Source organism: Streptomyces sp. NPDC055632 (genome assembly GCF_053618675.1).
The window spans coordinates 104,310-117,906 of the sequence record NZ_JBSHHY010000013.1 but is presented as its reverse complement, the minus strand read 5'-3'; the positions used below and the strand labels follow the sequence as shown (position 1 = coordinate 117,906).

Below are 13,597 nucleotides of genomic sequence, written 5' to 3'. Positions count from 1 at the left end.
AGCTCTTCCAGAACGGCCGGACGCTAACAGCGGCCACTGACAGAACACGGGCCAAGAGACAAGAGAGCTGGAGAAGCAGAAGCGCCAGTATTCGTCACCCTGACACAAAATCTGGCTGAACCTAGCGGAATCCAGAGGTGGTTCTGCGATGCTGGAGGCTGATCGAGAGGGGCCGCAGCGATGCAGTGGAAGATCCACGGGGAACGTCCGATCTACGAGAACGCATGGGTGAACGTGTGGCTCACCGACATCGAGACCCCGGACGGGAACCGCTGGGAGCACCACGTCGTCAAGCTCCGGCACCTGGCCGTGGCCGCTGTGGTCAACGAGCGGCGCGAGGTTCTGATGATGTGGCGGCACCGCTTCATCACGGACGCCTGGGCGTGGGAGCTGCCGATGGGCCTGGTCGAGGTGGGCGAGACCCCCGCCGAAGCGGCCGCGCGCGAGGTACTGGAGGAGACGGGCTGGCGGCCAGGACCGATCAGGCCGTTGATCTACGCCGAGCCGGCCAACGGCATCACCGACTCCCAGCACCACGTCTTCCGGGCCGAGGGGGCGACGTACGAGGGACCGCCGACCGAGAAGAACGAGTCGGACCGGGTCGAGTGGATCCCGCTGGCCGACGTGCGGGGCATGATCGACCGGCGGGAGATCGTCAGCAGCGGCTCCCTCGTCGGGCTCCTCTACGTGCTCATGGACGAGGCGATCCGCTGACCTGGCGGGGCAGCGCTTCCCGGAGCCGGGACTCGAACGCCACCGCGACGGGTTCCCGGCGGAAGGGTTCCAGTTGCTCGTAGAACTCGCGGAGATGGCCGGCGACTCGTTGTGAGCTGACGGCCGCCGCCGGGACCAGGGCGTCCATCGCCGTATGGCACGCCTCGTCGAGCTTGCCGCGCTGGAGCTGGGTGCGGGCGAGCCAGAAGGCGTGGAAGGCGCGGCCCCGGTGGTTCGTCGCGTGTTCCCGGCGTAAGGCGTCCGCGATCAGGGGCTCGGCGAGGACGGCTTCGCCCAGGCGGCCGTGTGCGATGCCGGTGTCCACGACCAGCTTCGTCTCGTCGAAGTACGCCACCCATGCCGGGTCCGGGTCGCCGGGGCCGATCCGTCCGAAGTGGGTGTGGGCTTCCGAGATCGCGGTGTGGGTGGCGCTGCGGTTCCCGAGGGTGGCGTGGGCGAAGGCTTCGCGCATCGCGAGCATGGCCAGGACGCGCGGCGTCGTCCCCACTGCGGCCCGGGCCTGGTCCTGAGCTGCCGCGACCAGGGCGAGGGCGTCTCCCGGCTTGTCCTGGTAGGTGGCCTGGAGGCTCATGCAGGCGAGCACGTTGGCCATGAACCGGTGGTCGTCGACCGCCTTGGCCAGGCCGAGGGCCTCGGTGAAGTAGGCCCGCGCCTGGTGGTACCGGCGGGCGTCGAAGTACGTCCACCCGGTGAGCCGGGCCAGCTCGGCGGCGATGCCGTGCAGGCCGTCCCGCATGGGTGAGGAGCGCTCCTCCTTGAGGAGGCCGACGACGTAGTGGAGCTGTCCGACGACCGCCGGCCGTAAGGTCTCGCCGCCGTGTTCGTCGTCCCGGCGCCAGTAGTCCGTGATCGACGAGTGCAGCGCGTTCAGCGTCGACGGGCTGAGGTCCCGTTCGGCCGCCAGGGCGAGGATGCTGTCCACGTCCGTTCCTGGCAGACCTGCGGCCAACTGCGCGTCCATGGGCGGTGTCGCCTCGGCGGGCTCTCGTGGTGTGGCGGCCAGGTTCTGCGGTGTCTCCCATGTGCGCCGGGCCAGGCCGAGCATGTGTCCGGGGATGCGCAGGCCGTCCGAGATGCGCTCGATCACGTCCATGTGCAGCAGCTGCCGACGGCCGTCGATCACCTCGCCGACACGGCTGGGGGTCAGGTCACAGCGTCGCGCGATCATCGACGGGTAGATGCCTGCCCTCGTCTTGACCAGCTGAAAGACGCGGCCGAAGTCCCTGGCCCGGCATGCCTCGATCATCACTGGATCCGTGAGCAGGCTGACGGGGAGTTCTTTCGAGCGAGATGGCTCGGGCATCGGCACGCTCCGGCATGAGGACTACGGATCGCTGCTCTTCGTCAACCGTGGGTGATGTTACCCACGTTGGGTAACCCGCTTGGCCTTTCTGGGTCACTGCCCGGATCGCGATGCTCCTGGTCATGGCGAACGGACAGGATGACGTACGGATGACGCTGCGGGTCTCGCGCGACTCCGGCCGGACGTGGGGGCCTCTCACGGAGGTGCGGGTGGGCGACGATCCGGTGCTCCCGGACAACCCCGGCCGCTTCCCGCCGTGCGCCTGTCGCCGATGTGCGGAGCGGGACTCCGCCGCATTCCTCCGGGCGGTGTCGTGATGCGGTGCGTTCACTGGAGCCGGTTGTCCCTGGACCTGGTGCGAGAAGCCCGGGAGAAGCGGGGCGTCGATCACGTCGACGGGGCGGTGCAGTGCCAACTGCCCGCGCACGACGACGGTGACCACTTCGGCCTCCTCAGCGACACCGGCCCGTACGGGACCGCAGTGTGGCTCCGCTGGTGCGGGACGGGCGAGGCGGAGCTCGTCGTGCTGCCGGACTGCCCGGTGGCCGCCCCGGGGCCCGACGGTGAGGGCTGCTGTCTGTTCGCCGGCCACGCCAAACAGCACACCTGGGAAGACGCCTCGGAGGAGACCCCGTGCACCAGCTGATCGCGAGCCCGTACAACGGAACGTTCCTGATCGCCCGCCCCGGCTCCAGGGGCGGCATGCGCATCACCCGGACGCCGTCCTCGTACGCTCCGGTACCGGCCTCGGCTACGGCCGGGCCACGTACGAGATCAACAAGGGCTGCAACTTCAACTGCGAGCACTGCTACCTCGCGGAGCGGAAGTTCGAGGGGCTGCCCTGGCCGGACAAGGTCCGGCTCCTGAACCTGCTGCGGGACGCCGGGGTGCTGTGGCTCCAGTTCACCGGTGGCGAGCCGCTGATCGACCGGGACTTCGTGGACGCGTACACCCTCGCTCACCGCTCCGGGATGCTGATCGAGATCCTGACCAACGGCTCCCGGCTCCACCGCCCCGAGATCATCGGCCTCCTGCGCGACCTGCCACCGCACAAGGTGACCGTCTCCCTCTACGGGGCGACCCCGGACAGCTTCGACTCGCTCACCCGCAAGCCGGGGGCGTTCAAGCTGGTCGAGAAGGGGCTCGTCGCGGCGCGCGAGGCCGGCATCGCGCTGGAACTGGCACTGATCATCACCCGGCACAACGCCCATGAGCTGGACGCCATGCGCGCTCTCGCCGAGCGGTACGGGGCGGGCCGCCAGGAGTACGGCACGATCTCCCCCACGTACACCGGCACGCCCGAACCGCTGGCCGCGCAGGCCCCCGGCTTCCTGGACAAGACCAGCATCTTCAGGGGCTGCCCCGCCGGCCACACCTTCTTCCACGTCGACCCGCACGGCCTGGCGACCATGTGCAAGGTCGGCCGCGAGAACCCCGTCGACCTCATGTCCGAGGGCCTGGACGGGCTCCTCCGTCTGCCCGGCATCGCCGATGCCCAAATGCTTCGCACCGGTGGCTGCGGCGGCTGTCGGCTCTCCGGCACCTGCCGGGTCTGCCGACCGCTCGCCAAGGCCTACCAGGAGGCGAAGGCACCACTGAACACCTACTGCCAACACGGAAGCGAGGAAGCGCCATGACCGCTGTCACGGTGGAGATCGGCCCCCGGCCGCCGGCCCTGGAGGAGCCCGGGGGAGTGATCCTCCTGGACGACCTGGAGGTGCTGTCCGAAGGGGCCGTCCCGGGCTGCAACGACGACAACCCGTACCGGTAGACGACCGGTCGCACAGAACCGCGGGGGCTCCCGGACGTTCTTCCGTCCGAAGCCCCCGCACCACTGCCCGCTCACGCCCGCACCCGCCCCCGTGGAAGAGTGAAGCCCCATGGCGACCATCCGCATCGGCCTCGACCGACTGCCGCCCGCCGCTCGCGCCGCCGTCGAAGAGCACACCGGCCCCCTCCTCACGGTCGAGGAGATCTCTGAGGGCTTCAACAGCGAGATCGCCGCCCGCGTCACCTCTGCCACGGGCACCTGGCACATCAAGGGGCTGCGCACCGATCACCCCCGCGCCTGGACTCAACGCCGGGAGGCCGCCGTCGCCCCCTTCCTCACCGGCCTGGCCCCTGCCCTCCGCTGGCGCGTCGAGGCCGCCGGCTGGGACCTCCTCGGTTTCGAAGTCCTCGGAGGCCACCACGCCGACTACGCCCCCGGCTCCCCCGACCTCCCCGAAGTCGCCTCCCTCCTGCGCCGCCTCGGCGAGACCTCCTGCTCCGGCATCGAACTGCGTCACGCCGAGCAGCGTTTGGAGCACTACGCCGCCCACCGCGACGACCTCCGCTTCTTCGCCGGGACCCACCTGCTCCACACCGACCTGAACAACGCCAACGTCCTCGTCGACGATCACGCTCTCCAGGGCGATCGGGCCCGCCTGGTCGACTGGGCCTGGGCGACCCGTGGAGCGGCCTGGCTCGACGCCGGCTACTGGGTCATCTGGCTCATCGCCGCCGGTCACGCCCCCGCTTCCGCCGAGCACTGGGCCGCCGAAATCCCCTCCTGGCACACCGCCCCGACCGAGGGCGTCACCGCCTTCGCCGCCGCCAACGCCAACGTCTGGTCCGAGATCGGCAACGCCGATCCCGACCCGTGGACCCTGCGCCTCGCGACTGCCGCCACCACCTGGCACGTGCACCGCAGGACTGGCTGAACCGGACTCTCCACTCGGGTGGGCCGTGGCCTGCGTCCAGGGGTCTATGCACCCTGTGTATACACAGTGCGTATAGTCAGGCGGCATGGCATCACCCGCACCCACCCCCGCCGCCCCCCGCCTGCTCAAAGCGCTGATCGTCTCGTCGATCGGCGTCGCGGCGTCCCATCTGGTCCTGTCCGACACGCTCTATCTGTCGCTCGCCGCCCAGGCCTCCGCCACGCTCGGGGCCGGGCCCGGGTACTCCTCCGACCAGGCGTTCACCTCGGCCCTCATCAACACGTTCCTGCTCATGCCGCTGGTCCTCTGGCTCGGCATGCGGATCACCGGGGAGCGGAAGGTCGGCCCGATGGTGCTGGTGGGGACCGTCGGGTGGGTCGTCGCCGTCGGGAACGGCATCGGCTCGATCGACGACCGGCCCGGCGCGATCCTCCCCCTGGACTCCCTCCTCCTCGTCGTCGGCGTCACCGCGTTCGCCTCGCTGATACGGCGGCACCGGGTGTAGCCGCGCCTCCGCCTCTTCCCCGAGCCCCGCCTCTTCCCCGAGCCCCGCCTCTTCCCCGAGCCCCACCTCTTCCCCGAGCTCTCCCTCTCCCCCCCAGCCCCGCCTCTTCCCCGAGCCCTCCCTCTTCCCCAAGCTCTTTCCAAAACTAAAGCAAGCACGCTTGCTTGTTTCTTTCCCCGCTGCCATGCTCCTCCGCGAAGGCCCGTGACCGGGACCGCCCGTCCCCGAGGGGAGCGCACCGTGTCCGACCCCGTCGTCCTCCTCGACGACCTGCGCGACGAGAGCGAAGAACTCGACCGTCTCGTCGGTGAGTTGAGCAAGGAGCAGTGGGAGGCTCCGACCCCCGCCCCCGGCTGGACGATCGCCCATCAGATCGCCCACCTCGCCTGGACCGACCGGGCCGCCCTCCTCGCCGCCACCGACGCCGAGGCCTTCGCCGCCGAGACGGAGAAGGCCCTCGTCGCCCCCGACCGCTTCGTCGACGAGGGCGCCGAGGAGGGGGCGGCGCTGCCGCCCGCCGAACTGCTCGCCCGCTGGCGCGCCGACCGCGCGCGGCTCCAGGAGGCCCTGCGCACCGCCCCGCCCGGCACCCGCTTCCCCTGGTACGGGCCGCCGATGAGCGCCTCGGCCCTGGCCACCGCCCGGCTGATGGAGACCTGGGCGCACGGCCAGGACGTCGCCGACGCCCTCGGGGTCGTCCGCGCCCCGACCGCCCGCCTCCGGCACGTCGCCTGGATCGGCCACCGCGCCCGCGACTACGCCTACTTCGTCCGGGGCGAGCAGCCCCCCGCCGAACCCTTCCGCGTGGAACTCGTATCGCCCGGAGGGGAGTTGTGGGCGTACGGGCCCGAGGGCGCCGCCCAGAAGGTCACCGGGCCCGCCCTCGACTTCTGCCTCCTCGTCACCCAGCGCGCCCACCGGGACGACACAGCCCTCGTCGCCCACGGCCTCGACGCCGCGCACTGGCTGACCATCGCCCAGGCATTCGCCGGACCCGCGGGAGCGGGGCGCCCGGCCCGCACCGCGCCCGGGGAGGGCTAGTGGTCCTCCGCATCGGCAACGCCTCCGGCTTCTACGGCGACCGCTTCGACGCCGTCCGCGAGATGCTCACCGGCGGCGGCCCCGGCGGTGAGCTGCACGTCCTCACCGGCGACTACCTCGCCGAGCTGACCATGCTCATCCTCGGCCGCGACCAGCTCAAGGACCCGGCCGCCGGGTACGCGAAGACCTTCCTGCGCCAGATGGAGGAGGGCCTCGGCCTCGCCCACGAGCGCGGGACCCGGATCGTCACCAACGCCGGCGGCCTCAACCCCGCCGGACTCGCCGACGCCCTGCGCGCCCTCGCCGACAAGCTCGGCCTGCCCGTACGGGTCGCGCACGTCGAGGGCGACCGGCTGCCCGCCCGGGACGGCGCCCTCGCCGCCAACGCCTACCTCGGCGGCGCCGGCATCGCCGCCTGCCTCGCCGCGGGCGCCGACGTCGTCGTCACCGGCCGCGTCACCGACGCCGCCCTCGTCACCGGGCCCGCGCAGTGGCACTTCGGCTGGGGCCCGGAGGAGTACGACCGGCTCGCGGGCGCGGTCGTCGCCGGGCACGTCCTGGAGTGCGGCACCCAGGCCACCGGCGGCAACTACGCCTTCTTCCACGACCACGACCCCGCCCTCCTGCGCCGCCCCGGCTTCCCCGTCGCCGAACTGCACGACGACGGCTCCTGCGTCGTCACCAAGCACCCCGGCACCGGCGGCCTCGTCGACGTCGGCACGGTCACGGCCCAGCTCCTCTACGAGACGGCGGGCGCCCGGTACGCCGGGCCCGACGTGACCGCGCGGCTCGACACCGTACGGCTCACGCGGGAGGCCCCCGACCGGGTCCGGATCGAGGGCGTCCGGGGCGAGGCCCCGCCGCCCACCCTCAAGGCCGGGCTCAGCCGCCTCGGCGGCTTCCGCAACGAGGTCGTCTTCGTCCTCACCGGCCTCGACGTCGAGGCCAAGGCCGCGCTCGTGCGGGACCAGATCGAGGACGCCTTCGCCCGGGGCGCGTCCCGCCCCGCCGAGGTGCGCTGGGAGCTGGCCCGCACCGACCGGCCCGACGCCGCCACCGAGGAGACCGCGAGCGCCCTGCTGCGGCTCGTCGTCCGCGACCCCGGCCCCGACGCCGTCGGCCGCACCCTGACGGGGGCCGCCATCGAACTGGCCCTCGCCAGCTACCCCGGCTTCCACGTCACCGCCCCGCCGGGCAAGGGTTCCCCCTACGGGGTCTTCGAGACCGTGTACGTGGACGCCGCCGAGGTCCCGCACACGGCGGTGCTCCCCGACGGGACCCGTCAGGGGATTCCCGTACCGGTACGGACCCGCGCCCTGGAACCCGTACCCGAGCCGGAGCTTCCGGAGCCGCCGCCGGCCGACGGGCCCGTCCGCCGCGTTCCCCTCGGCCGGATCGCCGGGGCCCGCAGCGGCGACAAGGGCGGCGACGCCAACGTGGGCGTGTGGGTGCGCACGGAGGAGGAGTGGCGCTGGCTCGTCCACGCCCTCACCGTCGAACGGTTCCGCGCGCTGCTGCCCGAGACGGCGGACCTGCCCGTCGTCCGGCACGTCCTGCCGAACCTGCGGGCCCTCAACTTCACCGTCGCCGGGATCCTCGGCGAGGGCGTCGCCTCCCAGGCCCGCTTCGACCCCCAGGCCAAGGCCCTCGGCGAGTGGCTGCGCTCGCGCGAGATCGACGTACCGGAAGGGCTGCTGTGACCTTCGCCCGCCCCGTACCTCGTCACGTCCCCCGAGAGGAATCCCCGTGACCGTCCTCGCCTCCGCCCTCGACACCGGCGGACCCGACTACGCCGACGCCCGCGCCGCCATGCTCGACAAGCTCGCCGCCCTCGACGCCGAGCACGCCAAGGCCCTCGCGGGCGGCGGCGAGAAGTACACGGCCCGGCACCGGAAGCGCGGCAAGATGCTCGCCCGCGAGCGGATCGAGCTGCTGATCGACCCCGACAGCCCCTTCCTGGAGCTGTCGCCGCTCGCCGCCTGGGGCAGCGACTACACCGTAGGGGCCTCCCTGATCACCGGGATCGGGGTGATCGAGGGCGTCGAGTGCCTGATCACCGCCAACGACCCGACCGTGCGCGGCGGCGCCTCCAACCCGTGGACCCTGAAGAAGGCCCTGCGCGCCAACGAGATCGCGTACGCCAACCGCCTCCCCGTCGTCTCCCTCGTCGAGTCCGGCGGCGCCGACCTGCCCTCCCAGAAGGAGATCTTCATCCCGGGCGGGGCGCTCTTCCGCGACCTCACCCGGCTCTCCGCCGCCGGGATCCCCACGATCGCGGTCGTCTTCGGCAACTCGACGGCCGGCGGCGCGTACGTCCCCGGCATGTCCGACCACGCCGTCATGATCAAGGAGCGGTCGAAGGTCTTCCTCGGCGGACCGCCCCTGGTGAAGATGGCGACGGGCGAGGAGAGCGACGACGAGTCCCTCGGCGGCGCCGAGATGCACGCCCGGACCTCCGGCCTCGCCGACCACTACGCCGTGGACGAGGCCGACGCGCTCCGCCAGGCCCGCCGGATCGTCGCCCGCCTCAACCACCGCAAGGCGCACCCGGATCCGGACCCGGCCTTCGTCGAGCCGCCCAAGTACGACGGGGAAGAACTCCTCGGGATCGTCCCCGGCGACCTCAAGACCCCGTTCGACCCGCGCGAGGTGATCGCCCGGATCGTCGACGGCTCGGACTTCGACGAGTTCAAGCCGCTGTACGGGCCGAGCCTGGTCACCGGCTGGGCGTCCCTGCACGGCTACCCGGTCGGCATCCTCGCCAACGCGCAGGGCGTCCTCTTCGGGCCCGAGTCGCAGAAGGCGGCCCAGTTCATCCAGCTCGCCAACCAGCGGGACGTTCCGCTGGTCTTCCTGCACAACACCACCGGCTACATGGTCGGCAAGGAGTACGAGCAGGGCGGCATCATCAAGCACGGCGCGATGATGATCAACGCCGTCTCGAACTCCAAGGTCCCGCACCTGTCCGTCCTCATGGGCGCGAGCTACGGCGCCGGGCACTACGGCATGTGCGGCCGGGCCTACGACCCCCGCTTCCTCTTCGCCTGGCCCAGCGCCAAGTCCGCCGTCATGGGCCCGCAGCAGCTCGCGGGCGTCCTGTCGATCGTGGCGCGGGCCTCCGCCGCCGCGAAGGGGCAGCCGTACGACGACGAGGCCGACGCCGGACTGCGGGCGCTCGTCGAGGCGCAGATCGAGTCCGAGTCGCTGCCGATGTTCCTCTCCGGACGGCTCTACGACGACGGGGTCGTCGACCCCCGCGACACCCGCACGGTCCTCGGGCTGTGCCTCTCCGCGATCCACACGGCACCGGTCGAGGGCGCGCGCGGCGGCTTCGGCGTCTTCCGAATGTGAGGCGAGTCATGATCTCCAGGCTGTTGGTCGCGAACCGGGGCGAGATCGCCTGCCGCGTCTTCCGCACCTGCCGTGAGCTGGGCATCTCCACCGTCGCCGTGTACTCGGACGCGGACGCCGACGCCCTGCACGTCAGGGAGGCCGACGCGGCGGTACGGCTGCCGGGGGCCGCGCCCTCGGAGACGTACCTGCGCGGCGACCTGATCGTGAAGGCGGCCCTCGCGGCGGGCGCGGACGCCGTCCACCCCGGCTACGGCTTCCTCTCCGAGAACGCCGGCTTCGCCCGTGCGGTCATCGACGCCGGGCTCGTCTGGATCGGCCCGCCCCCGGCCGCGATCGAGGCCATGGCCTCGAAGACCCGCGCCAAGGAACTCCTCGGCATCGAGCCCCTGGATCCGGCCCGGGTCACGGAGTCCGACCTGCCCGTCCTGGTGAAGGCGGCGGCGGGCGGCGGCGGCCGGGGCATGCGGATCGTGCGCGAACTGGCAGACCTGGCAGGAGAGTTGGAGTCGGCGTCGGCGGAGGCGGCGAGCGCCTTCGGGGACGGCGAGGTCTTCGTCGAGCCGTACGTGGAGGACGGGCGCCACGTCGAGGTGCAGCTCCTCTGCGACGCGCACGGCACGGTCTGGGCGCTCGGCACCCGCGACTGCTCCCTCCAGCGCCGCCACCAGAAGGTGATCGAGGAGGCCCCTGCGCCCGGCCTGCCCGCCGCCCTGGAGGCCTCCCTCCTGGACACGGCCGTCCGCGCCGCCAAGGCCGTCGGTTACGTCGGCGCGGGCACGGTCGAGTTCCTCGTCGCGGACGGCCGGGCGCACTTCCTGGAGATGAACACCCGCCTCCAGGTCGAGCACCCCGTCACGGAGGAGGTGTACGGGGTCGACCTCGTCGCCCTCCAGCTCTCCGTCGCCGAGGGCGGGAAGCTGCCGCCGGAGACCCCGGCCCCGCGCGGCCACGCGATCGAGGCCCGGCTCTACGCGGAGGACCCGGCCCGGGGCTGGGCCCCGCAGACGGGCGCCCTGCGCCTCTTCGACGTACCGGAGGGGGTCCGGCTCGACACCGGCTACGCCTCGGGGGACGCGATCGGCGTCCACTACGACCCGATGATCGCCAAGGTCACCGTCCACGCCGCCACCCGCGCCGAGGCCGTCCGCAAGCTCGCCCGCACCCTGGAGCGGGCCCGGATCCACGGCCCGGTCACCAACCGGGACCTGCTCGTCGCCTCCCTCCGCCACCCGGAGTACGCGACGGCGGACCGCCTCGACACCGGCTTCTACGACCGCAACCTGCCCGCCCTCACCACCGCCCCCGGGGGCGGGGAGCTCGCGGCCGTCGCCGCCGCCCTCGCCGCCGCGTCCGCCCGCCGGGGCCGCTTCGGCGGCGGCTGGCGGAACCTCCGCTCGCAGGACGAGACGCGGACGTACGGGGAGCACGGGGGTACGGGCGGGGGGACGGACGAGGTGACGGGCGGGGACCACGAGGTCCGCTACCGGCCGACGCGGGACGGCGGTTACGAGGTCACGGCGCCGGAAGGGGTACGGGTCGTGGCGGCGGCCCCGGACCGGGTGAGCCTCGAAACGGCCGGAGTCGTACGCCACTTCGACGTGACGGCCTACGAGGACGGAACGGTCCACGCGGGCCCGCACCGCCTCGCCGCCCGCCCCCGCTTCACCGACCCCCGCGAGCAGACCGCGCCCGGCTCCCTGCTCGCCCCCATGCCCGGCACCGTCGTCCGCGTCGCGGACGGCCTCGCCGTCGGCGACCCGGTCACCGCCGGGCAGCCGCTCCTCTGGCTGGAGGCCATGAAGATGGAGCACCGCGTCACCGCTCCCGCCTCCGGCACGCTCACCGCGCTCCACGCCGCCCCCGGCCGCCAGGTCGAGGTCGGCGCCCTGCTCGCCGTCGTACACGCACAGGCATCCGTACCGACCGATGCACAGGAGGACCCGTCCGCATGAGCACCATGATCGAGACCGAAGAGCTCACCGCGCTCCGCGCCGCCGTCTCCGCGCTCGGCCACCGCCACGGCCCCGGCTTCGACCGGGCCGGGCTGTGGGCCGAGGCCGGGAAGCTCGGCTACCTGGGCGTGAACCTGCCCGAGGAGCACGGCGGCGGGGGCGGCGGCATGGCCGAGCTGTCGATCGTCCTGGAGGAGGCGGGCGCGGCCGGCGCGCCGCTCCTGATGATGGTGGTGTCGCCCGCGATCTGCGGCACGGTCATCTCCCGCTTCGGCACGGAGGAGCAGAAGCGGGCCTGGCTGCCGGGGCTCGCGGACGGCACGAAGACGATGGCGTTCGGCATCACCGAGCCCGACGCCGGGTCGAACTCGCACCGCATCACGACCACGGCGACCCGCACGGAGGAGGGCTGGGTCCTCAACGGCCGGAAGGTCTTCGTCTCGGGCGTGGACATCGCGGACGCGACCCTGATCGTGGGCCGCACGTCGGACGCGCGCACGGGGAAGCTCAAGCCCTGTCTCTTCATCGTGCCGCGCGACGCCCCCGGCTTCGGGCGCCGTCACATCGAGATGGAACTCGACGCGGACGAGAAGCAGTTCGAGCTGACCCTGGACGACGTGCGCCTGCCGGAGGACGCGCTCGTGGGCGACGAGGACGCGGGCCTCCTCCAGCTCTTCGCGGGGCTCAACCCGGAGCGGATCATGACGGCCGCGTTCGCGATCGGCATGGGCCGGTACGCGCTCGCGCAGGCCGTGAAGTACGCGAAGGAGCGCCAGGTCTGGAAGGCCCCGATCGGCGCCCACCAGGCCGTCGCCCACCCCCTGGCCCAGGCGCACATCGAGCTGGAGCTGGCCCGCCTGATGATGGCGAAGGCGGCGCAGCTCTACGACGCGGGCGACGACTTCGGCGCGGGCGAGGCCGCGAACATGGCCAAGTACGCCGCCGCCGAGGCCTGCGTGAAGGCCGTCGACCAGGCCGTCCACACCCTCGGCGGCAACGGCCTCACCAAGGAGTTCGGCCTCGCGCGCCTGATCACGGCGGCCCGGGTGGCCCGGATCGCCCCGGTCAGCCGCGAGATGATCCTCAACTACGTGTCCCACCAGACGCTGGGGCTGCCGAAGTCGTACTGAGGCGGGTGAGGGCTCCCGCGGGCCGGGGTGGTCCTGCCGTCACGGCCCGCGGGAACGGGAACGGTCAGTCCTCGTCGTCGTCGGCGGGGTGGCTGTCGCCCAGGAGGTCGACCTCGCCGATCCAGCGGCGGACGGCCTCGCCGAAGTCCACCCGGCCGACCTCGTGATGGGCGGCGACGTAGCGGCGCGCCGGCGGCTTCCGCTTCCAGTAGCGCTCGCCGATCCGGGCCTTGCGGAGGAAGATCTCGCAGCCGACCGCGTTGGTGTGGAAGTGCAGTTCCAGCTCCTCGGGGCGGTCCTGCCCGGAGCCCTGTTCGTCGACGAGCAGGAACCCCTGCGTCCGGTAGACGTGGTACTCGGTGCGGGGGATGTTCCCGCTGTGGACGCGCGAGGTCCGCAGGGCGTACCCCTCGGCGGCGAAGGCGTCGAGGACGGCCTCGTGGAGCGGCAGTGCGGTGATGTGCACGAGGTCGTCGTCCGTCTGGGCCTTGACGCCCTCGGCCTCGACCTCGGTGTGCAGGCCGAGGTGGACCCCGAGCTTCTGTCCCTTCACCTCGCTCAGCGGGGTCTCCCACTTGAGCCGGTGGCGGATGCGGAGACGCTTCTCCTCGCCCTTCTCCAGGGTGAAGTAGCCGCTCACGCTCGGGTAGTCGAAGGTGTCACCGCTGTCGCCGTCGCCGTCGCCCTTGTGGGCCACCGGCGCGTCGGTGACGAGCCGCAGATAGATCGACTTCACCTCGATGCGCCGGTCGGGGGCGCGCAGCACGACTTCTCCGCTCAGGATGCCGCCGGGCAGCGCGGGCTCGGTCTGGACGAGGGTGTCGATTTCGAGCGGTATGCCGCCCATGCCGAGAAGACGTTTGAAGACCATGTGG

At 72.4% G+C, this 13,597-nt stretch carries 13 protein-coding genes; 11 read left to right on the top strand and 2 right to left on the bottom strand.

Annotated elements, in window-relative coordinates:
• Positions 1-180 precede the first annotated feature (180 nt).
• On the top strand, positions 181-714 hold the full coding sequence (locus tag ACWGSR_RS18785; RefSeq protein WP_453567584.1) for an NUDIX hydrolase: 534 nt from the start codon (positions 181-183) through the stop codon (positions 712-714).
• On the opposite strand, the gene ACWGSR_RS18780 is transcribed toward ACWGSR_RS18785, so the two are convergent.
• On the bottom strand, positions 692-2,038 hold the full coding sequence (locus ACWGSR_RS18780; protein ID WP_453567582.1) for a hypothetical protein: 1,347 nt from the start codon (positions 2,036-2,038) through the stop codon (positions 692-694). The genes ACWGSR_RS18785 and ACWGSR_RS18780 overlap by 23 nt on opposite strands.
• Positions 2,039-2,378: 340 nt before the next feature.
• On the opposite strand from ACWGSR_RS18780, the gene ACWGSR_RS18775 reads away from it, so the two are divergent.
• From ACWGSR_RS18775 to ACWGSR_RS18730, 10 genes are all read left to right on the top strand, one after another.
• A complete protein-coding gene (locus tag ACWGSR_RS18775; RefSeq protein ID WP_453567580.1) occupies positions 2,379-2,684 on the top strand; it encodes a hypothetical protein in 306 nt (101 codons plus the stop codon).
• Positions 2,602-3,675: a radical SAM protein gene (locus ACWGSR_RS18770; protein ID WP_453567578.1), complete on the top strand. Its 1,074-nt coding sequence runs from the start codon at positions 2,602-2,604 to the stop codon at positions 3,673-3,675. The genes ACWGSR_RS18775 and ACWGSR_RS18770 overlap by 83 nt, the downstream gene beginning before the upstream one ends.
• The gene (locus ACWGSR_RS18765; RefSeq protein ID WP_453567576.1) at positions 3,672-3,809 is read left to right on the top strand and encodes a hypothetical protein; all 138 of its coding nucleotides are present in this window, start codon (positions 3,672-3,674) and stop codon (positions 3,807-3,809) included. Before ACWGSR_RS18770 ends, ACWGSR_RS18765 begins: the two co-directional genes overlap by 4 nt.
• Before the next feature lie 109 nt (positions 3,810-3,918).
• Complete coding sequence (locus ACWGSR_RS18760) at positions 3,919-4,740, top strand: aminoglycoside phosphotransferase (protein WP_453567574.1); 822 nt, start codon at positions 3,919-3,921, stop codon at positions 4,738-4,740.
• Positions 4,741-4,825: 85 nt separating this feature from the next.
• Positions 4,826-5,245 (top strand): hypothetical protein, encoded by a 420-nt coding sequence (locus ACWGSR_RS18755; RefSeq protein WP_376232545.1) that lies wholly within the window; start codon positions 4,826-4,828, stop codon positions 5,243-5,245.
• Positions 5,246-5,485: 240 nt separating this feature from the next.
• Entirely contained in the window at positions 5,486-6,286 is an 801-nt protein-coding gene (locus ACWGSR_RS18750; protein ID WP_376232544.1) for a TIGR03084 family metal-binding protein, read from the top strand.
• Positions 6,286-7,986, top strand: a complete 1,701-nt coding sequence (locus tag ACWGSR_RS18745) for an acyclic terpene utilization AtuA family protein (RefSeq protein WP_453567572.1) — start codon at positions 6,286-6,288, stop codon at positions 7,984-7,986. The genes ACWGSR_RS18750 and ACWGSR_RS18745 overlap by 1 nt, the downstream gene beginning before the upstream one ends.
• A gap of 46 nt (positions 7,987-8,032) precedes the next feature.
• On the top strand, positions 8,033-9,637 hold the full coding sequence (locus tag ACWGSR_RS18740; protein ID WP_453567570.1) for an acyl-CoA carboxylase subunit beta: 1,605 nt from the start codon (positions 8,033-8,035) through the stop codon (positions 9,635-9,637).
• Positions 9,638-9,645: 8 nt separating this feature from the next.
• Positions 9,646-11,592, top strand: coding sequence for an ATP-binding protein (locus tag ACWGSR_RS18735; protein WP_453567568.1), 1,947 nt, complete (start codon positions 9,646-9,648; stop codon positions 11,590-11,592).
• Positions 11,589-12,722, top strand: coding sequence for an acyl-CoA dehydrogenase family protein (locus tag ACWGSR_RS18730; RefSeq protein WP_453567566.1), 1,134 nt, complete (start codon positions 11,589-11,591; stop codon positions 12,720-12,722). Before ACWGSR_RS18735 ends, ACWGSR_RS18730 begins: the two co-directional genes overlap by 4 nt.
• Positions 12,723-12,786: 64 nt before the next feature.
• Here the strand turns inward: ACWGSR_RS18730 and ACWGSR_RS18725 are convergent, their stop codons facing one another.
• A complete protein-coding gene (locus tag ACWGSR_RS18725; RefSeq protein WP_453567564.1) occupies positions 12,787-13,593 on the bottom strand; it encodes a sporulation protein in 807 nt (268 codons plus the stop codon).
• Positions 13,594-13,597 lie beyond the last annotated feature (4 nt).